Source organism: Methylobrevis pamukkalensis (assembly GCF_001720135.1).
In the GTDB taxonomy this organism is placed as follows: domain Bacteria; phylum Pseudomonadota; class Alphaproteobacteria; order Rhizobiales; family Pleomorphomonadaceae; genus Methylobrevis; species Methylobrevis pamukkalensis.
Window position 1 is genome coordinate 1 of record NZ_MCRJ01000019.1, and the last position, 26792, is coordinate 26792.

Below are 26792 nucleotides of genomic sequence, written 5' to 3' on the forward strand. Positions count from 1 at the left end.
CGATCTGGCGGAAGGCCTCGCGCTCGGGCCGCGACAGGACGCGGCCCGGCCGCTGCTGGTCGGCCGGCACGGGCCGGGCGATCATCGGCGATCGGATGATCTCGGCGCTTGGCCGATCCTGCGGCACCGCGAGCGACGCGGTCGCGGCGATCATCGCGGGCGGCGGCGGCGCGGGCGGCGGAGGAATGTCGATCACGGGCAGGTCGATGTCGGGCATGTCGGTCTCCGGCGGCTCGACCTCGGGGTCGGGGAGGTCGTCGTCCGGGACGTCGGTGTCGGGGACATCGATGTCGGGCACGTCGATCGGCGGAACGTCCACCTCGGGCGTGTCGACCTGCGGCGGCCCGATGTCCGGCAGGTCGGCCGGAGGCACGTCGATCTCGGGTTCGTCCACGTCCGGCGCGCCCACATCCGGGACATCCACCGGGGGGACGTCGACGTCGGGCAGGTCGGCTGCCGGAGCGTCGGCCATCGGCGCGTTGCCGGCGGCAGCCACCGACCGGGCGGCCTCGAAGGGCATCGAGCCGAGCACGAAGTCGGCCGGGCTGGCACCGGCCGGGACCGCCTCGGCGTCAGGCCGTGCGGGCTCTGCGTCGGCCGGTTCGGCCAGGGCGACCGCCGGCTCAGACCCGGCGTTGTCGGTCTTGGAACCCGCGACACCCTCGTCCAGGCTCGCGCCCGCGGCGACGACCTCGGTCGCGGATAGGGGATCGGTCGTCTCGCCGGCGGGAGCCGGTTCAGCGACCTCGAGGATCTCCGCCTCGGCCTCGGGCAGGGCTGCGAGGGCGACGTCAGCCTCGGCTTCGGGCAGGGCGGCGAGAGCGTCTTCCGGCGCGGCGGGCTCAGCCGCACCCGGGGCCTCACCCTCCGGCCCGCTCACGTCCGCCGCGACGATGTCGTCGGTGGCAGGGTCCTGAGCCTCGGAGGCGGCAACGTCCGGCTCGGCGTCACGCGGACCGGCGTCATCCGCAGGTTCGAGGACGGCGGCGTCCGCGACGGGCTCGACGGGCATTGCATCGGTGCCGGACGACACCTCGGCCGCACGCGCGGAGGGCATGGCCTCGGGGGCGCGCTCATCCCCCTCGGCAGGCACCGGCCCCTCGACGGGTTCCGGCGTCGTGCGGACAAGCGGCTCGGCGGATTGGGGGGAATCGAGCCGGCAGACGCCGAAGCCGCGATAGCCGCGGAAGCTGCGGTCGCGGGCAAACACCGGCATGCCGGACAGGCCGACCGGCAGGCGCAGCGCGGCGTCCTGCACCGGCCAGAGCACCTCGGCGCCGGTGAAGGTGTCGCGCCGACGCAGGGCGTTGCCGACCCGCCCGGACGGATCGAGGTCGAGGCGTGCGGCGGCCGCGTCCCAGGTCTCGCCGGCCTGCGCCGCGGCCAGCGGGCCGACGGCGCCGGCAAGTTCCGGCGAGACGAAGCCGAACCGGGCGGTCTCGTCGAGCTCGAACAGGAAGCGGACGGGCAGGTCGCCGCCGGGGAAGACGAAGGTCGGCGGGGCGTCGGGCACGGTGGCCCCGGCCGCGTCGTCCACGGCGGGCGAGGCCTCCTCGACAGGAATCCGGGCGCGACATCTTCGGACGAAGGCCGGGAGGCAGCGTCTGTGTCGGCGTCGGACGCAGCCGTCACGACCTGATCGGGCGTCTCGATTTCGTCGGGCGTCTCGATCTCGTCGGGCGTCTCGATCTTGTCGGGCGTCTCGATCTCGTCAGGTGTCTCGGCCTCGTCGGGCGTCTCGACCTCGTCCGGGGTCTCGACCTCGGCGACAGCCGGCGTCGCCACGACCGGAGCGAAAATGGCGGCGGGTTCCGACGCGGCAGAGGCGCCTGCCGCGTTCGCCGCGGCGGCTTCCTCGCCGGTCAGCGCATCAAGGTGGGCGCGAAGCTCGTCCGCAGTGCCGGGAAGCGGCGCGGCGTCGAGGAGGCGAACCAGCAGCGACTTGCCGCCGCCGGTCTTCAGCAGGGTGATCTGGCAGGTGGACGGCAGGGCGCGGGCATTGGTCCGCAGGCGGAGCCGCTCGAGCCGCGGCCGGCCCGGCGCCAGCGTGCCGGCCAGCTGCGGCGCCCGTGCGGCGAGCGGCGAGGTGGCCGGCAGGTCCCGCGACAGGAGGTCTTCCAGCGAGCCCGCGCCGAGAAAGGCGAAGCCGGCGGCATTGGCCCACAGCACGCGGCGGCCGGTGCGATCGACCGCGAAGGCGGGCAGGGAATCGCCGCGGAAGGCTGCGACCGCCGGATCGGCGTCGTGCATCCTGAAGGCGTCCGCAAATTCGGCCATGGCGCAAGGATCTCCGGCGATGGTCGCCCGGCTGTCGCCGGCCTGGCGACAGGTGCGGCGGACGGATTGCTCGAAGGGGTGGCGGGCGGAGCCGGAGGCAGGCCTCCATCTCCCGCGCCGTTCCGCGGCGGGGCGTTCCCGTGCCGCCGGACGGCTGCGCCAACCCATGCTTAACAGCTCGTTAATATCGCGGATCGGCGCCTGCTGCCAGCATGGAGGGCCGTGGGAGCCGGTCCATCTGGCGCCAGAGTTAACGGCCGCAGGGCGCCGCGGCGCAGGCGGTGGAAAGCGGGGGCTAGGTAGGGTGCCGCATTGCACCGGTCAGGCGGCCATGGTCAAATACGCCCGAAGGCGACCGCCCGGCCGGACGCGGCCACGTGCCTGGCCCGGCATGGCCGACATGCGCCGGGCCCCGCATGTGCCGGGCCCACATGCGCCGGCACGACCCGGGCGCATCCGAAGCGGAGAAGCGACCATGGTGAAGAAGCCCGCCGCCGGCCCGAAGGCCGAGGAATACACCGACCAGATGAAGGCCGCGACCGAGCAGGGTCTCGCGAATGCCCGAAAGGCCTTCGACGAGATGATGGGTGTCGCCCAGAAGTCGATCGAGGGACTGGAGACCAGCACGTCGACCCTGCAGGGCCACATGCGGGACGTCAGCCGCGGCTCGCTCGACTTTGCCGAGGAGACCGTGGAGGCCTCCTTCTCGATGATCGAGGCGATGATGCGCGCCGGCAGTCCGCAGGAACTGGTCGAGATCCAGCAGAAGTTCATGCAGGGCCAGATGGAACGCCTCGGCACCCGGGCGCGCAGCCTCGGCGAGAACACGATGAAGGCCGCGCAGGATCTGACCCGCCCCTTCGAGAGCTGAGTCCCGGCCGGCGGACATCGGGCAGGGCGGGGTCGGTCATAAATTTGTTGCACTGCAACATTGATGTTGCAATGCAACATAAACTGGCTTATATACGCCTTGCGACGATGGCACGGCGAGCCCATCGCGCGGCAAGGGCGGCGCCCGGCGCTGCCCCCGGCGAGGGAGCTGTGCAGCGCATCCTTCGCGACCACGGCGGTGCGTGCCTTCCGGCCGCGCTGCCGGCCCGCTGGCCGAAGGAGACACCGATGAACGAAGCCGAAAAGATCATGGCAGCGACGCCGGCGCCGGCGCCGGCTCCCAAGTCCAAGCCGGCGGCCAAGCCTGCCGCCAAGCCCACCGAAACATTCGAGGCCTTTTCCATGCCCAATATCGAGATGCCCGAAGCTTTCCGCGACATGGCGGAAAAGTCCGTGAAGCAGGCCAAGGATGGCTACGAGAAGATGCGCACCGCCGCCGAAGAGGCGACGGACATGATGGAAGACCAGTTCGAGACGACCCGCACCGGTCTCGTCGCGATCAACGTCAAGGCCATCTCCGCCGCCAAGGCGACCGCCGACGCCACCTTCAAGTTCGCGACCGACGTGATGAGTGCCAAGTCGATTTCCGACGTGATCGCCATGCAGTCGGCCTTTGCCCGCGAGCAGTTCGAGATCGCCTCGGCCAATGCCAAGGAAATCCAGGAGCTCGTCGCAAAGTTCGCGAGCGAAGTCAGCGAGCCGGCCAAGGCGCCTATGAAAAGGCCCTGAAGGACGTCAAGATCGGCTGACTGCCGGCCTGACCCTGCCTTCGGTCTGCAGCCGTGGCGCGACCTGAAAGGGCCGCGCCTTTCTGCATCCCGCGGCGGTTGCCTGCCGGGGATCGGGCGTCGCGGGACGGCCTATCGACCTGTCCGCGCACGGGCATTTTGCCGGCGGCGGACCACCCCGGCGATTTTCTTGGCAGGCCCCGCGTCATCGGGCTTGCAATGCAGGCGGCTTGCCACTAGCTTCCGCCACGATTTCACGCAGCTGTAGCTCAGTTGGTTAGAGCGTCGGATTGTGGCTCCGAAGGTCCCCGGTTCGAGCCCGGGCAGCTGTACCATTCTTCTCAACGACCTGGCGGTAGTGGTGGCGGTGCCGTGGGCGCCGCTCGTCTTCATTATACCGCCTTCATACCAACTGCCCTTTGATACTCTGTACCCACGAGCTCCATGCCGGCCCCATCGACGAACGGCAGCCGGAGCCCGTGAAACCTACGGTTCGGCACACCGCTGCCGCATGAGCCCAGTCCGTGCGAGAAATAGCTCGCGGCCCTCGGTTGGTGCTTGCTGCCGTCCAGATGCCAGTTACCGTCGCCACTTGACGGCTTACCCACAGGTACCGGGCGGCAGGATCCCTGGTATGCGGCGTCGGCGCTACGGCCGGCCCGCTTGCCGGCGGGGTGCTGCCAGCATTCCGAGGGGATCGAAAGCGTCGAGCAGCGCCTGTGCCACCGATGGCTCTTCGGTCCGGTGTCCCTCCGGCAGACGGCCCAGTACGTCCCTTAGGACGGCTGCGGCGTCCTTCTCTATTTCGTGCGTCCTCGAAAGGCGGACGAGGCTGACGGCACATCGAAGCTCCCACGCGATCGCCTGCTGGCGCCGCGCGAGCTCGAGCGCATGCCGGATCGCAGCTTCGCCGGCCTTTAGATCGCCGGCTCGGATGAGGCGCTCGCCGCGAATGCGGTGGAGTTCCGGACTACACCAGGTCCCGTCTTCGAACCGGGCCGGCGGCTCGGCCGCATCTCCGACAAAGGTTGCCAACATCTGGCTCGCGAGTTCTCCGTTCGGCTTGTGGTTGCTCGTCCGACCGTCCCGCAGCGCCAGCACGTGGTCGAACAGGTGCGCCCAGTCAAGCCATTGGCCGAGGGCGAACCGAGTCGTCTGTTCCCGCAGTTCTGCCACGAGGGGTTTGGCTGCCTCGAAATCACCGCGCCAGAGGAGGATCGGTACGGCCGCAAGAGACAAGATCTGCGCTCCGGCGAGGGCATCCACGTCCTGTGCGATCGCCAGCGCCTCATCGGCAACGGCCTTGGCCCGATCCGCATATCCGGTGATCCACAACGCCCGAGCGAGAACGACGCGCATCGAGATTCGCCGGTCGGAGTGGACGAAACCGTAGTTGAGCGGGATCTGCGCCACCGGGAAGCGGAGCACGTCGGTGGCGATGGCAATCGCGTCGTCCTGCCGCCCGACGAAGTGCATCGCCTGGGCACGGACGCGGTTGGCGGCGAGCAGGGCGAAGTCGTCGCCGATCCGCGCCCCGAGCGCATGTGCCGTCTCGGCCTGCGACAGGGCGAGCGCATAATTGCCCTTCGAGAGGTTGAACACCGACAGGACGATCAGCGGCTCGATCCGGGCGCGGTCGGTTCCGATCCTCTCGGCGAGCTCCATCGCCCGGTCGATGTGGGGTTGGTAGTCCATTGATTGATTGTAGAGCAGCGACGCACACGAGACCTGAAGCCGCATCTCCTCGACGGGGAGAGCGGGGGCGAGGCCTTCCGCCTTGGCGATGGCGGCGATCACCAGTTCCCGAAGCTCGGCCACCAGCCCCCTCAGCAGCATGACGGGAACGGCGAGCCTCGTCAGCATCACGCCGGGGACCGGATCGCCGGCACCCGAGAAGGACCAGCCGACGGCCGCCCGCACATCGTCGACCACCGGGCCGTAGCGGTCGAGCCACCGGCGGCGGTCGATGACAATCCAGTCCTGCTCGGCCTGGTTCAGGAGCCCGCAGAGATAGTCGGCGTGGAGGCGCCGCACCCGCGCCGCCTCGCCGGCTTCCTCGAGCTTCTCTGCCGCATAGAGCCGCGTGCTGTCCAGGAGCCGGAACAGGGTCGCACCCTCCCGTCGTTCGGACATCAGCAACGACCGGCGGAGAAGGTTGGCCACGCAGTCCACGACGACCGACGGCGCGAGCCGATCGTCTCCGGCGACCTGGCAGGCGGCGTCGAGCGTGAATGCGGCGGCGAAGACCGATAGTCGGCGCAGGACGAGGCGATCGAGATCGGACAGGTTGTCGAAGCTCCAATCCAACATGCTGCGCAGCGTCTGGTGGCGCGGGACACCGTTGCGGCGCCCCGCCAGCAAAATGCTGAACCGGTCGTCAAGGCGCTGCGCGAGCTCCGCGACGCCAAGCACGCTGACCCGTGCAGCGGCGATCTCGATGGCAAGCGGCAGGCCGTCGAGCCGCCGGCAGATCTCGACGATGAACGGCACGTCCTCGTCGCCCATGAACAAAGTGTCGTCGCTCGCCTGTGCATGCTCCACGAACAGGCCGACCGCCGGCAGATGGAGGGCTTCGTCCAGCGTCCAGCCGGCGCTCTCTGCCGGCAGCTCGAACGGCATCAGGCGGAGCACCCGCTCTCCCTCGATTCGGAGCGGTTCGTGGCTGGTCGCCAGGATCCGGATGGCGGGAGCGCCCTTCAGGAGGCTCTCAGCGAGCTCGGCGGCGCAGTCGATGACATGTTCGCAGTTGTCGAAGACGAGCAGCGCCTCCATCTGGGCGAGCCGGCCGACCAGACTCTCCCGCGGCTGATGGGACTCCACGGCGACCTGGACCGCCGCGGCGACGGTGTAAGGCACCAGGTCGGCTTCGCGGACTGCCGAGAGATCGACGAAGAAAACGGGAGAGCCACCAGCCGCGGCGTGCCGATGCGCCGCGACGAGGGCGAGGGTCGTCTTGCCGATTCCGCCCGTCCCGGTGACCGTCACGATGCGCGACTCCTCCAGGAGGCGGTCGAGGGCGGCGATCTCGGCCTCCCGGCCGACGACCCGTGAGGGGAGCCGAGGCAGGGCAACGCTCGTCCGGTGACCGGTCGTCGGCAAGGCCGGTTGCAGGCCGGCCCGGTCCACCACCCGTTCGACGGGAGCGATGAACTGGTATCCGCGCCCGGCGACGTTGACGATGTAGGCCGGCGAGGCCGTGCTGTCGTCGAGGGCGCGACGCAGCGCGGTGATGTGGACGCGGAGGTTGCCCTCTTCGACGAATATGTCCGGCCAGGCGAGTGCCATGAGCTCGGCCTTCGACAGCAGTCTTCCGTGATGCTCGACCAGGGCTCCGAGGATCGCGATGGCGCGGCCGCCGAGGCGGATCGGCTCGCCGTCCCGGCTGAGTTCCTGGCGCACGAGCGAGAGGCGAAAGGGGCCGAACGCATAGGCGGCAGTGCCCCCGCCCGGGGTTGGTGCCCTCGCTGCAGGTTCGGATCGCAGATCCTTTTCAAAACCATGGGCTGTCATGGTCGCCCCATGCCGCCGGCACCACGTTTGCCGAACCTGCGGAACCGGGCAGCGACCGATCGCGCTGGATCGGCCGCGGCCACGCCTGTCAGATCCAGCGGGACCACTGTTCCAGCCCGGTACCCGGACTCGAACGCCACTACTCTGACCGATGCCGGCAGTTCCGTCTTTCGCGAGACTGCGACGTCTAGCGCGATCCTGCGGCCCGGCCGTCGCCGCTCAGGTGATCTGTCGGCGATAGTCGCCGGGGGTACTCCCGGTGGCGCGCTTGAAGGCCGTGCCGAAGGCCGCCTGCGTGGAAAAGCCGGTTCGGTGAGCGACCGTCACGAGCGACACCTCCGGGTCCGCGAGCAGCTTGCGGGCGAGGTCGAATCGCTCGGCACTGACGAAGCCGTGCGGCGTGCGTCCCGTCACGCGCTTGAACATGCGGGCGAAGTGGAAGGGGCTGAGGCATGCGATCTCGGCAAGGTCGGAAATCGAGATGTCGCGTTCGAGGTTGTCGCGGATGTAGTCGATCGCCCGCTGGATGCGCTTCGGACAATCCACTTCGTTCGGGTTGTCGCCCGACGTGGGACGGTCAGACCCATAGGCCTGCACGACGCGGGCGGTGAGGGTCATGGCGGCCGTTTCCACCATCATGCGTCCGGCGGACGTCTCGCGCATCAGTTCGAACCGGATCGCCAGACCGATCTGACGGATCAGCGGATCGCGGAGGTCCGCCAGATAGTGAACGTCATGGGCGCTGATCCGGGAGTCGCCGTAGAGGTCCGCAAGTGCCGCGAACCGGTCCGTCGGAAGATAGATGTGCAGGATTTCCTCGAGCGGCGCGGAGATGCTGATGTCGTCCTCGCCGACACCGACGGGGCAGAGCCAGATCGTGCCCTCCTCGACAGCCGTCCGCTGGCGGACGCCAGCGCCTTTGCGCGCCACGAAAGCGCCAGGGCTCCGGCGTGTCGCCAGCGTGATCTCCATCTGCGTCGGAACGATCGCCGGGAGCTCCCCGGCGGGATGGCTGCGCAACTCGGCGGCCACTCCCCGCCATCCGCGCGCGAAGGACGTCGCCACGAGTCCGGCTTTCGGGAATTTGCGAGAACCGTGATGATAGAGATCCATGGCACCAGTCTCGGCCGCCCCGCCGGGTTTGACCAGTATACGTCCGTATCGGCGACGGCGGCGAGCGCCGCCGTTAAGGTCCTGTCGCCCGGGAGACGATGGCATGCAGACGGTTTTCTCGCGTTGGCCGAGCCAGGCGACGACGATGGACGACGTGCCTCGGTCCGGCGATCTGCCGGCCTGGATGACTGCGCCGGCCCCCCGACGCGGCGCCGGCGTCGCGCGCGACCTGGCGATCTCGGCCGCCTGCATCCTCGCCCCGGCCCTGGCCGCCGCGGTCGCCGCGCACCTCCTTGCGGGCGGATCGGCAAGCGGCGCCGCCGTGGCGGGTGCGGCGGCGATTCTCCTCGCCGTCGTCGCGATCCGCTTCGTGTCGACGATGCGGGTGCGCCACGGCGAGGCCCGCTACCGCGCCATTTTCGAGCGGGCCGGTATCTCGATGTGGCGCGAGGACTGGACGGCCGTCGCCGAGTCGGTCGCCGAACTTCGCCGAGCCGGCGTGGCCGACATGGAGAGCCACTTCGCGGCGCGGCCGGATGAACTCCGCGCCCTCAAGGCTAAGGTGTTCATCAAGGACGTCAACGGCTTCACGCTGGAAGAGACCGGCGCCTCCGGCAAGGAGGCATACGTCGGGCCGCTGAGCCGGCTGCTTCCGGATACCGATCAGACCTTCGTGCAGTGGCTGGTGGCCTTTGCCCGGGGCGACCGCTTCTTCCGCTCCGAGGCTCACGTCATCGCCGCGGACGGCACCGAGCGGGACACGCTATTCACGGCGATGCTGCCGGGCAACGTCGCCGAGTTCGCCGATATCGTCGTGACGTCGCTCGACATCACACACTATCGGCAGGCTCAGGCCGGGCTGATGACAGCGGAGGCGGATGCGGCGCGCAATTCCCGGATCGCCACCGCCAATGCGCTGACCGCGTCGATCGCTCACGAGGTGAACTCCCCGCTCGCCGCCATCCTCGCCAACGCCCAGGCGGCCCAGCGCCTCCTGCGGCCGGCAGCACTCGACGTGGAGGAGGTCGGCGCGGCCCTGAGGGATATCGTCTCCCAGGCGACGCGGGCGCGTGACGTCGTCGCGCGCCTCACGGCGCACTTCAACAGGTCGCCGCCGCAGGTCTCGCCCGTCGACGTCGTGCACGCGGCCCGCACAGCGAACATGCTGGTCGAAGCCGACCTCAGGCGGCTCGGCGCGGTGGTTCATCTGGCAGTCGAGGAGGATCTTCCATCCGTGGCGGCCGACCTCATCCAGGTCCAACAGGTCTTCGTCAACCTCCTGCTCAATGCCGCCCAAGCCATGGCAGGACGCCAGGGCGCCTGCGACATCACCGTGAGCATGCGGGGGGCCGACGAGGCGGTCGTGGTGGAGGTTGCCGACAACGGGCCCGGGGTACCGGCCGAGAGCCGTGCCCGAATTTTCGAGCCTTTCCACTCGACCAGGTCCGACGGGATGGGTCTCGGTCTGGCGATCTGCCGCAACTTCGTCGAGGCGCACGGAGGAGAGATCCGGGTCGACACCGCTCCGGGCGGCGGGGCGCTCTTCACCTTCACGCTGCCGATCGCCGCGGACTGAGGAGTTGGGGATGGTCTTTGTCGTGGCGATCGTCGACGACGATCCCGATGTCCTCGCCGGCCTCGGGCGGCTGACGCGCACGCTCGGATACCAGACGCGGCTGTACGAGAGCGCCGCCGCCTTCCTCGCAACGAGTACCGGCGAGCCGCCTTGCTGCGTGCTGATCGACCTTCAGATGCCGGGCATGGACGGTATCGACTTGATCGAGGTCGTCGCCGCGCGCGTTCCCGCGTTGCCCGTCGTCGCGATGACCGCCTTCCCGAACGACGCCGTCCGGCAAAGGGCGCTCCGCGCTGGTGCAACCGCCTACCTCACGAAGCCGTTCGACGTCGACCTGCTCGAGACCTATCTTGCGCAGATCGTGGCGAAACGGGACGGATGAGTGTGTCCGGAATGGAAGCGACCGTTCATATCGTGGACGACGATCCCGCCGTGCGCACAGCGCTGGCGCGGCTCTGCCGGGCCGAGGGCCTGGCGGCCGTGGAGCACGCCGACGCGGCGGGGCTCGCGGACGCGACCCTGGTCCGGCGACCCGCATGCATTGTCCTCGACGTCCGGCTGTCGGGCGAGAACGGCCTCGCCGTCCAGGACGCGCTGCGGAACGCGGGCAGCGACGTTCCCGTCGTCTTCCTGACCGGCAACGGCACGATTCCGATGACGGTGCGGGCCATGCGCGGCGGTGCGGTGGAGTTCCTCACCAAGCCGGTGGAGGATCACGTCCTCATCGACGCCGTGCAGCGGGCGATCGAGATCGATCGCGTCAGCGTCGAAGGAAAGCGCGCGCATCTGGCGCTCACCGAACGGTATGCCTCGCTCAACGACCGCGAGCGAGACGTCATGGGCTATGTGATCGGCGGCCTCATGAACAAGCAGATCGCCGGCGAACTCGGGCTCGCCGAGATCACGGCGAAGGTCCACAAGCGCCGCGTCATGGAGAAGATGGGCGCCCGCTCGCTTCCCGACCTCGTGCGCATGGCCGAACAGCTCGGCATCGCGACCCGCCGGCATCGCTGAGGCGCTGCGCGCCCAGCCGCCGCCCGCCGCAAGCCCCGCCGCCCGGCGGTGCGTATCTCCAAATCGCGATCGGCCGGAGCAAGAGGACCGGACCGCGGACGGTCTATCCATCGTCATCCCGACGGGTCGTCCGGCCGCGGTCCGCCGACGACCCGTCGGGGCGTTCGCGCATCCGCGGCCCCGGCAGGGTCAAGCCCCCACTCCACCTCGAAAGGTAACCCCCGATGATTCTTCTGCTGAAGCGGGCCTTTGCCGCCCTCCTTCTCCTCCTCGTCGTGCTCCCGGCTCCCCTCGCCTCGGCGGAGACGGTCGGCAAGTCGAGCGTCCTGCCGACCGGGGGAGGACGGGCGCTGCTCGACCCCGCCGACACGATGATCCTCTTTCTCGACCACCAGTCCGGCCTGTTCCAGACGGTGAAGGACATCGACGTCGACGACCTCCGACGCAACGTCGAGATGCTGGCCAAGCTTGCAGACCTCCTCGACATCCCGGTTCTCACCACCGCTTCGGAACCGAATGGTCCCAACGGCCCGCTGATGCCGGAGATCCACGCCTTCGCGCCCCACGCCCGTTACATCGCCCGCAAGGGGGAGGTGAATGCCTGGGACAACGCGGACTTCGTCGCCGCGGTCGAGGCGACCGGACGCAAGACGCTGATCATGGCCGGCGTCTGGACCAGCGTCTGCGTGATGTTCCCGGCGCTCGATGCCAAGCGCCGGCTACAACGTCTACACCGTGATCGACGCCTCGGGCGATCCGAGCGAGATGGCCTCGCGCACGTCGGTCGCCCGCTTCGCTCAGGCCGGCGTCGTTCCCACCACGACGAACGCCATCCTTTCCGAACTCCACCGCACCTGGAACCGTCCGGAGGCCGCGGAACTTGCCGCGCTCTATGGCCTGGTGGCGCCGAACTACGCGGCGGTGGCGGAAAGCTACCGCAAGGCCGAGGAGGTCTTCGGCGGCACCAACTGACGGACCGCAGGGACCGGGGGCGGAACTCAACGGCGGCCCCCGGTCGCGATGCGAAGGTCCGGTCCGGCGACCCCGATCGGGTCCCGGGCCGGACCGTTTCGCATCAGGGCGCCGGGCCCGCTTCACCGCCGGCCGATCGTCCCGACCGGGCGGCCGCAACCCGCGTTGCCCGCCGCAACGGCTCGGTGTCCCGTCCCTGTTCGAAGCTGCCGAGCAGCGCCTCCAGACCTTCCTCGCGATCCACCGTGGGCGGGAGCCCGAGTTCTGCCCGGAGCGTGGCGATTTCCAGCAGGTAGGCGCGGGCCCCCTGTCGGCGGGCCCAGGCGAGCGCGTCGTCGAGCGCCCCGGCAAGCCCGGAGCCGGCGGGCGCGGCAAGGGCGAGAGCCCGCGCAGAGAGGATCTTCAACCACGGCATGGTCACGAGATCACCACTCGCCGCCGCGCGGGCAACGGCCTCCTCCACAGTTGCGAGCGCGTCGCCGGCGCGCCCGGCGAGGAGATGCGCCTCGGCGAGATGGCCGAGCAGGATCACGTGCAGCAGGCGGTTGTTCACCGCGAGCAGCCCGTCGATGCTGGACGCGATCGCGGTGACGGCCCGATCCGGAGCGCCGTGACGGCCGTCGAGGATCCCGAGGAATGCCTCGCCCACCAGTTCGGCCGGGCGCTGCGAGGAGCGGCGCGCGAGGGCAATGAGATCGCGGGCGCAGGCCTCGGCGATCGCGTGTTCGCCGGTCCACAGGAAGATCGGCGTCATCCACATCAGCGCGATGCTGTGGCCGACCGGGTGTCCTATGTCCGCGGCCTCGGCCAGGTTGCGGGCGGCGAGACGACGGGCGTCGTCTGGATAGCCCTGCATCCAGAGCGAGCGGGCGAGGGCGTTGTGGGCATGGACCCGCCGATCGCTGCCGTAACGGAACACGTCGACCCGACGCGTCGGCGACAGGATGTCGAGAGAGCGACGCAGGTGCGGCGTTGCCGCCGCATGCTCGCCGGCGAAGTAGGCGGCGAGCCCGGCCATCCAGTTCGCCTCGATCCCGGAGAGGCCATGCGCACGTTCGATGACGGCGGCCGTGCGGTCGGCGATCTCCCGGATTCCCCTGAAGTCGGCGACGCGCAGGTGGAATACGTAGAGCACGTCGAGGATGTGGACTTCCATCGACGGATCGCCGGCCGCCGCCGCGCTCGCGAGCGCCTCTTCCAGCGAGGCGCGGACCTCAGCGAGGTTGCCGTGGGTGTAGAGGCGCGGCGCGGCGAAGGCCGTCCGGAGCGTCAGGATCGTTTCGGGCGGGTCGTCCGCCGTCACGAGCGCGAGCGCCGTCTCGGCCCAGCGGGTGCATTCGACGAGCAGCGAGAGGTCGAGGAAGAGCGGCGCGGCGGCAGCCGCCAGGCGAATGGCGATCGAACGATAGCCGTCAGGAGAGACCGCGAAGTGGAGCGCGGCGCGGACCGCCTCCAGGTCCGGACGAAAGGACGTCAGCGGTTCCGAGGGGTGCTCCCGCTGGAAATTTCCGAGACGGTTCGACCAGTGCTCCGCGAGGCGGACGAGGCAGGTCCGCTCCTCGCCGGAGGCGACGAGCAGTTCGCGGGCGAAGGCGCGCGTGCTGTCCAGCATCCGGTAGCGCGGCCCGGCTGCGGCGGGGTCGACGATCAGCAGCGATTTCTCGACGAGCCCGGCCAGGCGGTCGACGCCACCATGCTCGTCGCCGCCGATGTGGGCTGCCGCAAGTCGGTCGAAGGAAGCCGGAATGACCGAGAGGCGGGCGAGCAGGCCCCGCTCCTCCGCCGCCAGGAGGTCCACGCTCCAGGCGATGGTGAGCCTGAGTGTCCGATGACGGGGGAGCGCGGTGCGCCGCCCCCGCGTCAGCACGGAGAAGCTCTCCGCGAGCCGCTCCGCAAGGCCTCGGACGCCGTAGAGCGGAACGGCGGCGGCCGCGAGCTCCAGCGCCAGGGCGACGCCGTCGAGCCGGCGGCAGATCGCCGTCACGGCGTCGAGATCCTCCGCCGTGAAGGCGTCGTCCCCGGTCGCGGCGATCGTCCGTTCGAGGAAGAGGTCGGCGGCCGGGAAGTCGACGACCGTCTCCCGGGTGAGGACGATACCAACGGGCGGCACCGCGAGCGGCCCCAGCCGATGGACATATTCGCCGGAGATGCGCAGCGGCTCGCGGCTGGTGGCGAGAAGGCGGACGCCGGGGGTCGCGTCGAGGATCCGCTCGGCGAGGGCCGCGACCGCGTCGATCACGTGCTCGCAGCAGTCCAGGACGAGGAGGCGGGGCCCCGCCTGGAGCGCACGGACGATGGCGGCCGTCTCGTCGGGGCTGCGGACGGGCAGACCGATGGCGGCGGCGACGGTGTTCGGCACGCCGGCCGGGTCGGCGACGCCGCCGAAGTCGATCACGTCCACCGCGGCCGACGCGGCGGCGCGTTCGGCGTAGGCGAGCGCGACCGTCGTCTTGCCGATCCCCCCGGGTCCGGCGATCGTCACCAGAGGATAGCGGGCGAGAAGGTGGTCGACGTCGCCGACCGTGTCGACCCGGCCGATCAGCCGGGACCGCGGCGCGGGCAGTGCGGGGGAGGGCGGCGGCAGGCGGCCGGGTGGCGCTGCGCGCCGGCGGTAGGCATCGCTGCCTCGGGTCACCGGCGCCACGAAGCGATAGCCGCGTCCCGGCTCGTTGACGATGAAACGGCGCCCGTCGGAACCGTCGCCGAGGAGCTTGCGGAGGGCCGCCATGTGAACCCGCAGACCGCCCTCGTCGACGTGGAGCCCCGGCCAGACGTGCGCCATGGCCTCGTCGCGCGAGACGAGCTCGCCGGCGCGGGTGACCAGCAGGCAGAGGAGGTCGAAGGCGCGCGAACCGACCTTCAGCATCCGCCCGTCCTCGGCGAGTTCGCGCCGATCCGGGATGAGGACGAAGCGGTCGAAGTGGAAGGTCTCGGTCATGCGATCCGGGCGCGTTCGCGAGGTGCCGCGGACCTTGCGGTCACGGCGACGGACCGGCGACGACCGGCCGGCGCTCCGCGCTGCCGATGCCGAGGACGAGGTCGGCCGCACGCCAGCCGATCATCAGCGACGCGGGATTGGTGTTGGTTGTCACCACCTGCGGCATGATCGAGGCGTCCGCGACACGAAGCCCCTCGATCCCGCGCACCCTCAGCTCCGGATCCACCACGGCCTCCGGTCCGGTTCCCATCCGGCACGTCGAGGTCGGGTGGAAGAAGGTGCTCGCCGATTTCGCCAGGAAGTCGTCCCACTCCCTGTGCGAGCGCAGATCGCCGGGCAGCACCTCGCGGGCGCGGAAGCGGTCGAAGGCCGCCGCGGCGCCGATCTCGCAGGCGATCTCCGTCGCGGTGCGGAATGCGCGCCGGTCCGCCTCCTCGGTGAGATAGGCGGGGTCGATCAGCGGGGCGTCGCGCGGATCGGACGAGGCGAGCCGGAGCGATCCGCGCGACACCGGCCGCGAGACGCCGGACAGGATCGCGTAGCCGTGCGCGTGGTTCAGCGCGAAGGCGTCGGTGGCGTAGGGGATCGAGACGTGCAGCGTCACCACGTCCGGACCGAGCAGGCGGGAGTCGGTGCGATGCCAGAGATAGGCTTCCGAGCTGTTGGTCTTCGACGGCGGCACCGGCCCGCGGGCCTCGTAGTTGACGCCGGCGCCGAGCACGTGGTCCTGCAGGCCGAGGCCGACAGGCAGATCGGCCGCCACTTCGATGCCGAGGCGAACGAGGTCCGCCGCCGGTCCGATGCCGGAGAGCATGAGGATGCGCGGCGTATCGAGCGCCCCCGCGGCGACGATCACCTCGATCGCCGCCCGCACGGTGCGGGGAACGCCGGCGTGAAGATAGCGGACGCCGGTGCAGCGGCCGCCTTCGACGACGACGTCGAGCACCGGCGCGTCCGTCAGCACGGTGAGGTTCGCCCTTGCCATTGCGGGCTTCAGGAAAGCGACGGCGCTCGACTGGCGGCCGGCGTCGGAGATGGAGAGATCGACGAAGCCGATTCCGTCGAGTTCGGCGCCGTTGAAGTCGTCGTTGCCCGGAAAGCCGAGGGCGCGCCCCGCCTCGACGAAGGCGACGGCACCCTCGTGCCTTTGATCGGGCGTGGGACGCGATACATGCAGCGGCCCGCCGGTGCCGCGGAAGGCGTCGGCTCCCCCTGAATAGTCCTCCATCGCCCGGAAGATCGGCAGGACGTCGGCATAGCTCCAGCCCGTGCAGCCGGCATAGGCCCAGGCGTCGAAGTCGGAGCGGTGGCCGCGCGCGAAGATCATCGCGTTCACGCTGGACGATCCGCCGAGCACGTTTCCGCGCGGCCAGACGTGGCGTCGGCCGGCGGTGTGTGCCTGCGGCACCGTCGTGAAGACCTTGGCGGCGCGGGTACCGATGGCGGCCAGCCAGCGCGTGGGGTCGTGGATCTCCGGCAGGTCGTCGCTACAGCCGGCCTCCAGGACGAGGACGCGCGCCTCGCTCGAGGTGGCGAGGCGTGCCGCACAGACGGCGCCGGCGGAGCCGGCGCCCACGACCACGTAGTCGAAGTCACCCGTCGGCGGCGCCGTTTCGGTCGTCGAAGCGGCGTGACCCTCGCTCGACCAGGCGCTGGCCAGGGCTCCGGCAAGGCCGGCGCCGATGCCGAGCGCGGCGGCCTGCCGGAGGAAGGTGCGTCGGTCGATCCCGCCCCGGCGGAGGACCGCGGCAAGGGACCAGAACGAAGGATGGGCGGCGTCGGATCGGAGGACCATGTCACTCTCCCGGATTGGCCGGCGCGGCGCTGGCGGCGCCCGGCGGTTTTGGCGGACCGAGGGTTTGCAGGAGGGCGACCGCGGCGCGGTGGTCGGCGGTTCCGTCACCCTCGTGGAGCTGTGCCAGCGCCGCGCGCAGGGCGTCGGCGCCCTCCGCCGGCCGCCCCTCCTCGGCACGGACGCGGGCGAAGCTCGTGGCTGCCCGAAGGGCGAAGGCGCGGGCGCCCTGGCCGTTCGCCACGGCGATGGCTGCGGCGAGCCGGTCGCCGAGCCCCTGCGTTCCCCGCGGGGAGCGCTCGACGGCCGCGCGCAGGTGCTCGGCCGTGCACCAGTCGATGCGGCCGCTGCGGACCCGGGCTTCGGGATCGTGGCGCAGGAAGATTGGATGAAAGGTGGCGAAGAGGTCCGCCTCGGCGGCCGTCGTCGTCGGGATGCGCAGCGCCTCCGCCTCGCTGCCGCCCGACAGGACGCCGAGCACCAGGGCATAGCGCCGGCCCCACTGGTGCCAATGCTGGAAGGTGCGCCGGGAATGATGGAGGAGAAGATCGACGTCGCGTCCGGCCCGGTCGAGGTTGCCGCACCAGATGGCGATGGGAACGAGGTTGAAGGCGAGCGCCCAGCACAGCGACTGGGCATGGTCGAGCGCGATTGCCTCCTCCAGGCATTCGTCCGCGGCGGCACACGCGGCATCGGCCCGTCCGGTGATCCACAGGAGGCGGGCGAGGTTCGACCGCGAGGCGGTCCAGTGGTCGTTGTGGTAGGCGGTGAAGCGGATCGCCCGGTCCCGACCGCGCTCGGCGGACAGGCCGTGGAGGAGCGACGCCTCCGCCTCCGAATGGCGGCCGAGGTCGTGCAGCGCCCGGCCGGTCATCCGGAAGCCGCGGTATCGCGCCGCCGACGGAGCGTCGTCCCGCAGTGCGGCCCTATAGGCATTCGCCAGGTCCGCTTCGGCCGGATAGTCGCCCGCGTTGCCGGTGATTCCGAAGATCATCCACAGGATGTCGAGCCGGCGCTCCTGCTCCCCGAGCGCCTCGGCAAGCGTCAGGGCAGACGTCAGGTAGCGAACCGCGTCCGCCGTCGGGCCGTGCTCGTAGTATTCGGCGAGCCCGAGGGCGGTGCGGAGGTCGAGCGCGCGGAGCGGCCCGACGTCGGGGGCGTCGCCCATCAGCCGCAAGGCCCGTTCCATCGCCGGGCGCTGTCCGACGAGGACGGCGGTTCGCATCCAGAACCCGACCGCGGCGGCCGTCAGCGCGACCGCGGCCGGCACGCAAGCCGAGCGCTCGAAGGCGAGGCCGAGCGCCGTCTCCACGTTGGCCTGGAGCCCGCGGCGGGCGGCCGGCGGCGGCACGGGCGCGGTCTCTGCCTCCGCGAGGCGGGCGCGGAGCAACTCGAGCTGACGGCACAGGATGGCGTCGACGTCCTGGCGGGCGAGAAGCCTCTCGCGGGCGTAGAGGGCCGTGGTCTCCAGAAGGCGGAAATGGGGCGGCGTGCCGAGAGTCGCTCCGGCTGAGCCGTCGTCGCGGGCAATCAGCGATTTCGCCTCGAGAGCGCCGAGCAGCGCCTCCGTCCCGGCCGGTCCGAACGGGGAGAGAGCGACGACCGCCGACAGCGAAAAGGCCCCCGCGAGGACGCCGAGACGATCGAAGAGCGCCTTCTCGTCGGCCGAAAGGAGGTCGTAGCTGTGGTCGAGGGTCGCTCGGAGGGTTCGGTGGCGCGGCGCCGCCGTGCGCCGCCCGCGGTTGAGGAGGGCCAGACGATCGTCGAGGCGGATCCTGAGGTCGGCGATGCCGAACACCCCGACGGTGGCCGCGGCCAGTTCCAGTGCCAGCGGGATACCGTCGAGAGCGCGGCAGACGGCCGAGGCGTCGGCGAGCGTCGCCGGGTCGAGGGTGAGGTCGCCCGCGACCGCGCGCGAGCGCTGCAGGAAGAGGTCGAGCGCGGGGAACCGGGAGATGTCCTCCGGGGGCGGTCCGGCGTCGTCCGGCACCGCCAGCGGCGACAGCCGGTAGAGCCACTCGCCCTCGGCCCTCAGGCCCTCGCGGCTGGTGCAGGCGAGGTCGACCCCCGGCGCCGCGCGACGTATCCGTTCGGTGAGGCTCGCGGCCGCATCCACCACACCCTCGCATGTGTCGAGGACGAGGAGGAGGTCGCGTCCGGCCAGCGCGGCGGCGACGCTCTCCTCGGTCGCCTCCTCGGCCCGGCCGCCGTCGACGGCAGCGCCGATCGCCCGGAGCATGCCGTCCCCGGTGGTCACGGCGCCGAGGTCGACGAAGAGCACCCCGTCGCGGTACTCGTCGCGCAGGAGGGCTGCCAAGGCCTTGACGAGGCTCGTCTTGCCGATGCCGCCGGGACCCACGACGGTGACGAAGCGTCGACTTCGCAGCTTCTCCGACAGTGCCGACAGATCGCCGTCGCGGCCGAGGAGGCGGGAAGGCGCCGGCAGCCTCGACGGCCCGGCGTCTTCGACCCGCTTTGTCTCCATGCCGATCCGATAGCCGCGGCCGGGCACGTTCTGGATCGCCTCGACGCCGCGCGCGTCGGCCCCGAGGGCGGTGCGCAACGCCGCGATATGGACGCGAAGGTTGGCGGCGTCGACGGGGCGTTCCGGCCACACGCGGGCGATCAGCGACGCCGCGGGAACCAGCGCTCCGTCCGCCTCGACGAGTACGGAGAGGATCGCAAGCGCGCGTCCGCCGAGCGGGATCGGCGCGCCGTCGGCGGCAAGCGTCCGTGCGTCCAGATCGAAGGTGAAGCGGCCGAAGGTCACGTGGCGGGACGCCATCGGGCGCCGGTCTCCTGTGGACGGAGGGTCTCCGGCAGCCTGGGCGCCGCCGGCCGCCGCGTATGGACGATCCATGCGCCGTTTCGGCGGATCCGGTCATGACGAAGGGGAGCCGCGGACATTCATTCGGCGGTGCCGTGGTCAGGTGTCGACCGGTTCGCCGGCGAAACCGACCGCATCCGCGAAGCGGCGGGCGAGCGCCTCTTCGGCCGACCTCGCATCGAGTCCGCCGGACAGGATCAGCGAATTGCGGAAGGCCGATCGGAACCGGCCATCGGAATCACCGGGGAAGAACGAGGTCGACGTCCGCGCCTGCGGGGGGAGCCGAAGGTGGACAAAGGCGATCTCGAGGTCGTTGAGCGCGCCGAGCAGCGCGACGTGGAGCGCGACGATGTCCACGGCACCGTTGGCGCCGCAGGCCAGGGGCGCCAGGCGGACGCCGAGACGCTCGCGCGGACATTCGGCCGCGACCGCCTCGACGATCTCGACCAGGAGCTGGGAACCCGCCTCCATGCCCGCGACATGGGTGCAGAGGTCGGTGCCGTCGATCTCGACGCCGGCGAAGCCCGCGCCGATCGAGCGGCGCGCCGCCGTCGCGAAGGCGGCGAGCAGCCGATCGAGACCGACCGGTGGGATGGGCGGTTCGTCGGCGGCTCTCCCGGACTGCGCCAGCCGGCTCACCGCGATGCCCTTGCGGGCGCGGATCGCGCCGACCATCTCGCCGAACGGCGGGGCATCCGGAGCGGCGGCGGATTCGGGACTGCGACGATCGTCGCGGGCGACGACGAGTGGGGCGAAGTGGAGCGAGCCCGGCAGGGCGGCTGCCGTATCATCCTCGTCGGCCGAATGGACCCGTCGGTTGGCGAGTTCGAAGGCGCCGATGTTGATGGGGGTGAGGATCCGGTTCAAGCGCGCTCCCTTCAGGCCTGTTCCGCGCGGTCGCGGGCGAAGCGCACCGGTTCGGCGAATTCCGCCGGCGGACGACGTCGTCGGTCGAGGATGCGGACGATCGAAAGTCCCGTCTTGTCGGTTTTGATCGTGCGCCGCCTCACGCGTGGGCGCGGCGGAATGCGCCTGGGCTGGTCCCGATGATGCGGGTGAACGAGCGGCAGAAATGCGCCTGGTCGCAGAAGCCGATGTCGAGCGCCAGTTCGGCGAGCGGCAGGTCGGAGGAGATCAGCAACTCCTTCGCCTTCTCGCACCGCGCGGCGAGCATCCAGCGATGCGGTGGCAGTCCGGTCGCCACCTTGAACGCACGACTGAAATGGGAGGCCGAGAGGCCTGCGACGTCCGCCATGTCCTCGATCGCCAGGTCCTCGGCGAGGTTGGCGACCATATGGTCGAGGACCCGACGGAGCTGGCGCGGCGCGAGGCCGCCCCTGGTCGGCTCGGCGCTCGTACTGAAGAGTTCGGCGAAGCGTTTCGTCAGGCCTGCGCCGAGGCCGGCCGCATAGACCGTCGGGACGTCGTCGTCGTCGCCGGCGAGCGCGTCGGCGACGAGGTGGCACAGCCGCGCGAGAACCGCGTCGTCCAGCATGCCTTGACGTCGCGGCGCCCCGCCGCACGCCGCGACCGGCACGGCGATCACGAGATGGCGGAGGAAGCGCAGGGCCTCGCCGCGGCCACGGGCGGTCGCCCCGGCCGGCAGCAGGACCGGACCGGCCGTGTGCGCGGGAACGCGGGGCCGGTCCGCCCGGTCGCAGCGCAGGCGCAGGGAACCGCCGACCTCCTCAACGATCATCGACAGGCACACCGCGTCGAAATCCGCTTCGATCTCGACCTCGATCCCGCCGGCCGAGCGCACCTCGAAGAGCATCGCCTCGGCCGCGCCGAACGACCCGGCCGACCGCCGGAGCACCGTCCCGCGGGGGTAGTGCACCGTCGGCTGCGACCGCCGCGGCGCCACGTTGGATGCGGTGCCGGCGGAGACGCGGGATGAGCCGTCCACCGGGTTTTGCTGATCATGTCCATGGCATCGCTCCTCGTTGGTGATGCCACGGTGGCGTTGCGGGATCATGGAAGCGAGTTAAGCGATGCAGCGTGTTGCAAACGAGGGACACGCGGATGGCGGAGCATGAATAATCGAGCGATATCAGTTGCATAGAATTGGAGCATTGCCCGCGCGCGCCGGCCAGGGCGTCGCCGACGCTCACGGATTTACGCGTCTCTACGGCCGCTTTACGCCACGCAGCCTGCGCCTTGCGCCACCGAGCATGCCGTTCCCGCACGTCGGCCGGACGATGCGGGTCTTGTGGCGGACTCGGCGCCCGGCGTTGCCGTGGCCTCTCGCGCGATCCCGCTTAACACCGATTAACGGCCTCGCCCGTGCAACTGACGGGTCTTAACTCCCCCTCGGCCCCGCCACGTCGCAGCATCGGTCCATTGGCACCACGACACGCGAGGACAACATGTCGACAGTCGCAGCGGCGTCCAGGGACGCCCGGCAATCCGTCGCCGGCCTCATCGGCGAGGCCCTGTCTCTCCTCGGCGACGATCAAGCGGCCGCGCGGTTGCGGCTTCAGGAGGCGCTGAGGCTCGCCGCCCCGGTCGCGCCGCCGGTCTCTCCCGGCGCTCGCCGTGTGGCAGCGCAGGGCTGTCCTCGCCTTCGTCGCGGACAGCATCGACCGCAGCATCACCGTCGAGGCCGCGGCAGCCACGGTCAGGCTCAGCGCCTCCCACTTCTCGCGGGCCTTCCGCATCAGCTTCGGCCTGACCTTTGCGCGCTACGTGCTGGAGCGGCGGATCGATCGCGCCAAGACCCTGCTCGCAGAGAGCGTCGAGCCGATCGCGCAGGTCGCACTCGCCTGCGGCACGGCTGACCAGTCGCACTTCACGCGCCTGTTCGGGCGCGAGGTCGGAGTGACGCCGCTGATCTACCGGCGGATCCATGCCGACCCCGCGAGGACGGGCGATCGTCGCCGGGATCGTCCAAAACGCGATGCTTCGGTGAAATAAGTCGGCTGCGCCTCGTTGGAATATCGGCAGATCTGCAGAGCAACGCAGTCGCAAGGACGAGAAAGGAACATGGCATGAAAGCCTTCGTCTTCATTGCCGCTCTCTCGACGTTCACGACATTCGCGTCCGGCACTCGCGTCGGCGGCACCGCCACTGCGAAGGACTTCCGCGACATCGCAAACGGTGCCGTGCCGGAGCGGTGGAGGACTGCCCTCTACGACCCGGGTCTCACCGGTCGCGATCGCGAGATCCTGAAGCTGCCGCGGCACGCCTTGGGGTCCTGAGAACCGGTACCGGCCGAGGACCGGCGGCGATCTTTCGAATCCTTGCCGCTTCGCCAATCCGACCGGGAACGGCTCGCCCCCGCGTTCCCTTCAAAGGAGCCTGCCATGACCGCTTCATCGAACACCGCCGTCGTCACCGGGGCCTCCACCGGCATCGGCGCGGTCTATGCCGATCGCCTCGCCGCCCGCGGTCACGATCTAGTCCTGGTGGCGCGCGACGAGAATCGCCTGCGGGCGGTCGCCGCGCGATTGCCGACCCCGACCGGCCGCCGCGTCGAGGTCGTCGCGGCGGACCTCTCCACGCCTGCCGGTCTCGCCGTGGTGGCCGGCCGCGTCGGGGCTGCCGACGTGGGTTTGCTGGTCAACAATGCCGGCATCGCCCTCACCGGCCCGCTCGCCGCGACCGATCCAGCCCGCTTCCGGACCATGCTCCACCTCAACGTGACGGCGGTGGCCGAGCTCACCCGTGCGGCAGCTGTCGCAATGAGCGCCCGCGGCCACGGCACGATCGTCAACGTCGCCTCGGTCGCCGCGCTCTCCGGCGAATCCCCCCGCATCAGCGCCGGCTACACCGCGACCAAGGCCTTCGTCCTCGCTCTCACGGAAGGGCTTGCGCCGGAACTGGCGTCGTCCGGCGTCCGCATCCAGGCGGTGCTCCCCGGCGTGACGCGCACGCCGATCTGGGAACTCACGGGCATCGACCTCGGATCGCTTCCCGACGAGATCGTCATGGAAGCCGGCGACATGGTCGATGCCGCGCTCGCCGGGCTCGCATTGGGCGAGATCGTCACCATACCGGCTTTGCCGGACGCGGCCGAATGGACGGCTCTCACCGAAGCACGGGCGCGGCTGCAACCGAACCTCTCCCGCTCCCGCCCAGCAGACCGCTACCGCCGACCGGGCTCCGCCGCGGAACCGGCCCGCACCTGATGGCGACTTCCGTGCGGGCCTCGCGCCTCCAATCCACTCGTCTGCTACTCCCCCGCCGAATTCGGAGGACCCGACCGATGCCATTCCTTTCGCCACCGCACCGCAGCCGCCCGTATCTCGCTGCCGTCGCCGCACTGCTGCTTCTTTCCAGCGCCACCGGCACGTTTGCCAGCGAGGATGCCCAGCCGACGCCGCGCCCCGTGGCGCCGGTCTGCGGCGCCGCCTGTGTCGACACGCTCTCTGTGGACGTCGACGGGAACCGAATCGCCTACCGCCGGCTCGGTCCGGCCGAAGGCGTGCCACTTGTCCTCCTCAACCGCTTCCGCGGTACGATGGACGACTGGGACCCGGCCTTCCTCGACCGGGTGGCGGCGTCGCGGCCGGTCATCCTGTTCGACAACGTCGGCGTCGCCCGCAGCGGTGGCCGCTCGTCGCCGCGGCTTGCCGGCTGGGCAGACGACGCGGCGGCGATCGTCAGGACGCTGACCGACGGGCCGGTCGATCTCCTCGGCTTCTCCTTCGGCGGCCTCGTCGCGCAGGAGTTGACGCTGCGCCACCAGGATCTCGTCCGCCGCCTGGTGATCGTCGGCAGCGGCGCCGGCTACGTGGAGGGTGCCAATCTGTCGCCGAAGGCGATCGAGGTGGCGACGAAACCCGTGAACGCCGACGAGGACTTTCTCTTCCTGTTCTTCCGCGACACCCCCACCAGCCAGGCAGCGGGCCGCGCCTATCTCGATCGCCTGGAAGCGCGAGCCGATGCCCACGCGGCCCTGGTCGCACCGGAGAGCTGGCAGGCGATGCTGTCAGCCGGGAGCGACGTCGGTACGCCGGAAACGTCGCTGCTCCTGCGGGCGCCCGCGATCACCGTGCCGGTGCTTGTCGCCAACGGGATCGAGGACGCGATGATCCCGACGCTGCAGTCCTTCGCGCTGGCCAGGGCGCTGCCGAACGCAAAGCTGATCGTCTACCCCGACTCCGGCCACGCCTTCCTGTTCCAGCACGTGGCCGAATTCGCCGCCGACGTCGACCGCTTCCTCTCGGCGGAGTCCGTGCGATGAGCCGCCCGACCGACCTTCGTCCGTCCCGCCGCGAGGTGCTCGTCACCTCGTCGGTCGCCCTCGCCCTCGGCCTTGCCGCGGGCTCCTTCCTCGAGCCCGTCCGGGCCGAAACAACCACCGAAACCGGAGACAGCACCATGCCCAGCGTCCGCACCCGCGACGGCGTCGAGATCTTCTACAAGGACTGGGGGCCGAAGGACGCCCAGCCGATCGTCTTCCACCACGGCTGGCCGCTCTCCTCGGACGACTGGGATCCGCAACTGCTGTTCTTCCTGAGCAAGGGTTACCGGGTGATCGCCCACGACCGCCGCGGCCACGGTCGTTCCACCCAGGTCTTCGACGGCCACGACATGGACCATTACGCCGCCGACCTCGCGGCGGTGGTCGAGGCGCTCGACCTGCGCGACGCGATCCACGTCGGCCATTCGACCGGCGGCGGCGAGGCGCTCCACTATACCGCCCGCCACGGCAAGGACCGGGTCGCGAAGCTGGTGCTGATCGGCGCAGTGCCGCCATTGATGGTCAGAACCGCGGCGAACCCGGAGGGGCTGCCGATCGAGGTGTTCGACGGCTTCCGCGCCGCCCTTGCAGCCAACCGCGCACAGTTCTTCCTCGACGTGCCGAGCGGCCCGTTCTACGGCTACAACCGTCCCGGCGCGACGCCGTCCGACGGCGTCATCCGGAACTGGTGGCGTCAGGGCATGATCGGCGGCGCCAAGGCCCACTACGACGGCATCAAGGCCTTCTCTGAAACCGACTTCACCGACGACTTGAAGGCGGTGACAGTGCCGACGCTGGTGATGCACGGCGACGACGACCAGATCGTCCCGATCGTCGCCTCCGCCCCGAAGTCGGCCGAACTCCTCAGGAAACCGACGCTGAAGATCTACGAGGGTCTCGGCCACGGACTCTGCACGACCGATGCGGACCGCGTGAACGCCGATCTCCTTGCCTTCATCGAAGCCTGACCTTCTCACGGAGGCACGCCATGTCTGTTCGCCATACGACCATGGAACAGGATCTGAAGGGCCGCTCGGGCCTGCGGATTCACGTGCGGTCATGGCTGCCGCCGGGACCGCCCAAGGCGGTCCTGGCCCTCTGTCACGGCCTGAACTCGCACGGCGGCCAGTACGCATGGTTCGCCGGGACGGCCGCGGCCGAAGGGTTCGCGGTCCATGCCCTCGATCTCCGCGGCCGGGGGCGGTCCGAGGGCCGGCGCTGGTTCGTTCGGCACATCGACGAGTATGTCGAGGATCTCGCCGACCTTGTCCGCCTGGCCAGGGCCGAGCACCCGGGTCTACCGGTATTTCTGCTCGGCCACAGCGCGGGCGGCGTCACCGCGACGACCTACGTTCTCGACAATCAGCACGAACTCGCCGGCTTCATCTGCGAGAGCTACGCCCTCGACATACCGGCACCCCGGTCGGTGCTGACGGTGCTCAAGGGGATCGCAGCGGTGCTCCCGCGGCTGCCGGTATTCCGCCTGAAGAACGAGGATTTTTCCCGCGACCCGAACGTCGTCGCGGCGCTGAACACCGACCCGCTGACGGCGAACGAGATCCAGCCGGCGGCCACGGTCGCCGCGCTGGCCCGCGCCGGTGACCGCATCCGCCGGGAATTCGAGCGGATCACGCTGCCGGTTCTCATCCTGCACGGCACTGCCGACCGGGCGACGCTCCCGTCCGGCAGCCGGCAGTTCTTCGAGCGGACGGGCAGCGCCGACAAGCGGCTGAAACTCTACGAAGGCCATTTCCACGACCTCCTCGCCGACGTCGGTCGGGAGACGGTCGCGGCGGACATCCTCGGCTGGATCCAGGTCCGGCTGTCGGCAGCTGCCAACAGGGGGACCCGCGCCTCCGCGTGAACTGCGCCACCGTCTGTGCAAGGACGACGCTCGCACCGCCGACCCTGACCACCACGATTAGCACCGATTAACACGACACCGCATCGCCCCCTCCGTAATCTCGCT

19 protein-coding genes, 1 tRNA gene and 2 pseudogenes are annotated in these 26792 nt (G+C 70.5%); 14 read left to right on the forward strand and 8 right to left on the reverse strand.

What is annotated here, in order from left to right:
• Positions 1-1537: pseudogene (locus A6302_RS04930) on the reverse strand (hypothetical protein); the annotation flags it as partial.
• A 338-nt stretch (positions 1538-1875) separates the two neighbouring features.
• Here A6302_RS04930 and A6302_RS22690 point away from each other — a divergent pair.
• From A6302_RS22690 to A6302_RS04945, 4 genes are all read left to right on the forward strand, one after another.
• Positions 1876-2451 (forward strand): hypothetical protein, encoded by a 576-nt coding sequence (locus tag A6302_RS22690; protein ID WP_169833498.1) that lies wholly within the window; start codon positions 1876-1878, stop codon positions 2449-2451.
• 301 nt (positions 2452-2752) lie between these two features.
• Positions 2753-3148: a phasin family protein gene (locus tag A6302_RS22695; RefSeq protein WP_069306114.1), complete on the forward strand. Its 396-nt coding sequence runs from the start codon at positions 2753-2755 to the stop codon at positions 3146-3148.
• Positions 3149-3195: 47 nt separating this feature from the next.
• The gene (locus A6302_RS04940) at positions 3196-3897 is read left to right on the forward strand and encodes a phasin family protein (RefSeq protein ID WP_210183263.1); all 702 of its coding nucleotides are present in this window, start codon (positions 3196-3198) and stop codon (positions 3895-3897) included.
• 257 nt (positions 3898-4154) lie between these two features.
• Positions 4155-4231: transfer RNA gene (locus A6302_RS04945), tRNA-His, on the forward strand.
• 313 nt (positions 4232-4544) lie between these two features.
• Here A6302_RS04945 and A6302_RS04950 read toward each other — a convergent pair.
• Positions 4545-7406, reverse strand: a complete 2862-nt coding sequence (locus A6302_RS04950; protein WP_083255529.1) for an ATP-binding protein — start codon at positions 7404-7406, stop codon at positions 4545-4547.
• A gap of 219 nt (positions 7407-7625) precedes the next feature.
• Entirely contained in the window at positions 7626-8771 is a 1146-nt protein-coding gene (locus A6302_RS04955) for a helix-turn-helix domain-containing protein (protein ID WP_083255538.1), read from the reverse strand.
• Between A6302_RS04955 and A6302_RS04960 the strand changes: the two genes are divergently transcribed.
• The 4 genes and pseudogenes from A6302_RS04960 to A6302_RS04975 all read left to right on the forward strand — a co-directional run bounded on the left by A6302_RS04960 (position 8704) and on the right by A6302_RS04975 (position 12081).
• Positions 8704-10095 (forward strand): sensor histidine kinase, encoded by a 1392-nt coding sequence (locus A6302_RS04960; protein ID WP_141703416.1) that lies wholly within the window; start codon positions 8704-8706, stop codon positions 10093-10095. The two genes, A6302_RS04955 and A6302_RS04960, sit on opposite strands and share 68 nt — an antisense overlap.
• 22 nt (positions 10096-10117) lie before the next feature.
• Positions 10118-10477, forward strand: coding sequence for a response regulator transcription factor (locus A6302_RS04965; RefSeq protein WP_210183264.1), 360 nt, complete (start codon positions 10118-10120; stop codon positions 10475-10477).
• Positions 10478-10488: 11 nt separating this feature from the next.
• On the forward strand, positions 10489-11109 hold the full coding sequence (locus A6302_RS04970; protein WP_069306119.1) for a response regulator transcription factor: 621 nt from the start codon (positions 10489-10491) through the stop codon (positions 11107-11109).
• 371 nt (positions 11110-11480) lie between these two features.
• Positions 11481-12081 (forward strand): annotated as a pseudogene (locus A6302_RS04975) (isochorismatase family protein).
• Positions 12082-12184: 103 nt separating this feature from the next.
• Here the strand turns inward: A6302_RS04975 and A6302_RS04980 are convergent.
• The 5 genes from A6302_RS04980 to A6302_RS05000 all read right to left on the reverse strand — a co-directional run bounded on the left by A6302_RS04980 (position 12185) and on the right by A6302_RS05000 (position 21613).
• The gene (locus A6302_RS04980; RefSeq protein ID WP_141703417.1) at positions 12185-15019 is read right to left on the reverse strand and encodes an ATP-binding protein; all 2835 of its coding nucleotides are present in this window, start codon (positions 15017-15019) and stop codon (positions 12185-12187) included.
• A 40-nt stretch (positions 15020-15059) separates the two neighbouring features.
• Positions 15060-16814, reverse strand: coding sequence for a GMC family oxidoreductase (locus tag A6302_RS04985; RefSeq protein ID WP_083255531.1), 1755 nt, complete (start codon positions 16812-16814; stop codon positions 15060-15062).
• 1 nt (position 16815) lies between these two features.
• Positions 16816-19596, reverse strand: a complete 2781-nt coding sequence (locus A6302_RS04990) for an ATP-binding protein (RefSeq protein WP_069306121.1) — start codon at positions 19594-19596, stop codon at positions 16816-16818.
• Positions 19597-19737: 141 nt separating this feature from the next.
• Entirely contained in the window at positions 19738-20505 is a 768-nt protein-coding gene (locus tag A6302_RS04995; RefSeq protein WP_069306122.1) for a beta/alpha barrel domain-containing protein, read from the reverse strand.
• Positions 20506-20644: 139 nt separating this feature from the next.
• Positions 20645-21613 (reverse strand): helix-turn-helix domain-containing protein, encoded by a 969-nt coding sequence (locus tag A6302_RS05000; RefSeq protein ID WP_083255533.1) that lies wholly within the window; start codon positions 21611-21613, stop codon positions 20645-20647.
• Positions 21614-22173: 560 nt separating this feature from the next.
• Here A6302_RS05000 and A6302_RS05005 point away from each other — a divergent pair.
• The 6 genes from A6302_RS05005 (at position 22174) to A6302_RS05030 (ending at position 26687) form a co-directional block, all read left to right on the forward strand.
• The gene (locus tag A6302_RS05005) at positions 22174-22551 is read left to right on the forward strand and encodes a helix-turn-helix transcriptional regulator (RefSeq protein WP_069306124.1); all 378 of its coding nucleotides are present in this window, start codon (positions 22174-22176) and stop codon (positions 22549-22551) included.
• A 74-nt stretch (positions 22552-22625) separates the two neighbouring features.
• Complete coding sequence (locus A6302_RS05010; protein WP_069306125.1) at positions 22626-22835, forward strand: hypothetical protein; 210 nt, start codon at positions 22626-22628, stop codon at positions 22833-22835.
• Between the two features lie 105 nt (positions 22836-22940).
• Positions 22941-23765: an SDR family NAD(P)-dependent oxidoreductase gene (locus A6302_RS05015; protein WP_069306126.1), complete on the forward strand. Its 825-nt coding sequence runs from the start codon at positions 22941-22943 to the stop codon at positions 23763-23765.
• Between the two features lie 77 nt (positions 23766-23842).
• Positions 23843-24823, forward strand: coding sequence for an alpha/beta fold hydrolase (locus A6302_RS05020; RefSeq protein WP_169833500.1), 981 nt, complete (start codon positions 23843-23845; stop codon positions 24821-24823).
• Positions 24824-24960: 137 nt separating this feature from the next.
• On the forward strand, positions 24961-25791 hold the full coding sequence (locus A6302_RS05025; protein WP_069306144.1) for an alpha/beta fold hydrolase: 831 nt from the start codon (positions 24961-24963) through the stop codon (positions 25789-25791).
• 41 nt (positions 25792-25832) lie between these two features.
• On the forward strand, positions 25833-26687 hold the full coding sequence (locus tag A6302_RS05030; RefSeq protein ID WP_210183266.1) for an alpha/beta hydrolase: 855 nt from the start codon (positions 25833-25835) through the stop codon (positions 26685-26687).
• Positions 26688-26792 lie beyond the last annotated feature (105 nt).

Excerpts from the sequence above, each read along its gene's own strand:
- A6302_RS04955 (WP_083255538.1), bottom strand. The coding sequence starts at position 8,771 with ATGCAGGCGGCCGAGATCGCCAGGTCGCGCGCGACGCCGGCGCCGCGT.
- A6302_RS05020 (WP_169833500.1), top strand. The coding sequence starts at position 23,843 with ATGCCATTCCTTTCGCCACCGCACCGCAGCCGCCCGTATCTCGCTGCC.
- A6302_RS05010 (WP_069306125.1), top strand. The coding sequence starts at position 22,626 with ATGAAAGCCTTCGTCTTCATTGCCGCTCTCTCGACGTTCACGACATTC.
- A6302_RS05025 (WP_069306144.1), top strand. The coding sequence starts at position 24,961 with ATGCCCAGCGTCCGCACCCGCGACGGCGTCGAGATCTTCTACAAGGAC.
- A6302_RS22695 (WP_069306114.1), top strand. The coding sequence starts at position 2,753 with ATGGTGAAGAAGCCCGCCGCCGGCCCGAAGGCCGAGGAATACACCGAC.
- A6302_RS05030 (WP_210183266.1), top strand. The coding sequence starts at position 25,833 with ATGGAACAGGATCTGAAGGGCCGCTCGGGCCTGCGGATTCACGTGCGG.
- A6302_RS05000 (WP_083255533.1), bottom strand. The coding sequence starts at position 21,613 with ATGATCCCGCAACGCCACCGTGGCATCACCAACGAGGAGCGATGCCAT.
- A6302_RS05015 (WP_069306126.1), top strand. The coding sequence starts at position 22,941 with ATGACCGCTTCATCGAACACCGCCGTCGTCACCGGGGCCTCCACCGGC.
- A6302_RS04970 (WP_069306119.1), top strand. The coding sequence starts at position 10,489 with ATGGAAGCGACCGTTCATATCGTGGACGACGATCCCGCCGTGCGCACA.
- A6302_RS04980 (WP_141703417.1), bottom strand. The coding sequence starts at position 15,019 with ATGACCGAGACCTTCCACTTCGACCGCTTCGTCCTCATCCCGGATCGG.
- A6302_RS04960 (WP_141703416.1), top strand. The coding sequence starts at position 8,704 with ATGACTGCGCCGGCCCCCCGACGCGGCGCCGGCGTCGCGCGCGACCTG.
- A6302_RS04990 (WP_069306121.1), bottom strand. The coding sequence starts at position 19,596 with ATGGCGTCCCGCCACGTGACCTTCGGCCGCTTCACCTTCGATCTGGAC.
- A6302_RS04950 (WP_083255529.1), bottom strand. The coding sequence starts at position 7,406 with ATGACAGCCCATGGTTTTGAAAAGGATCTGCGATCCGAACCTGCAGCG.
- A6302_RS04985 (WP_083255531.1), bottom strand. The coding sequence starts at position 16,814 with ATGGTCCTCCGATCCGACGCCGCCCATCCTTCGTTCTGGTCCCTTGCC.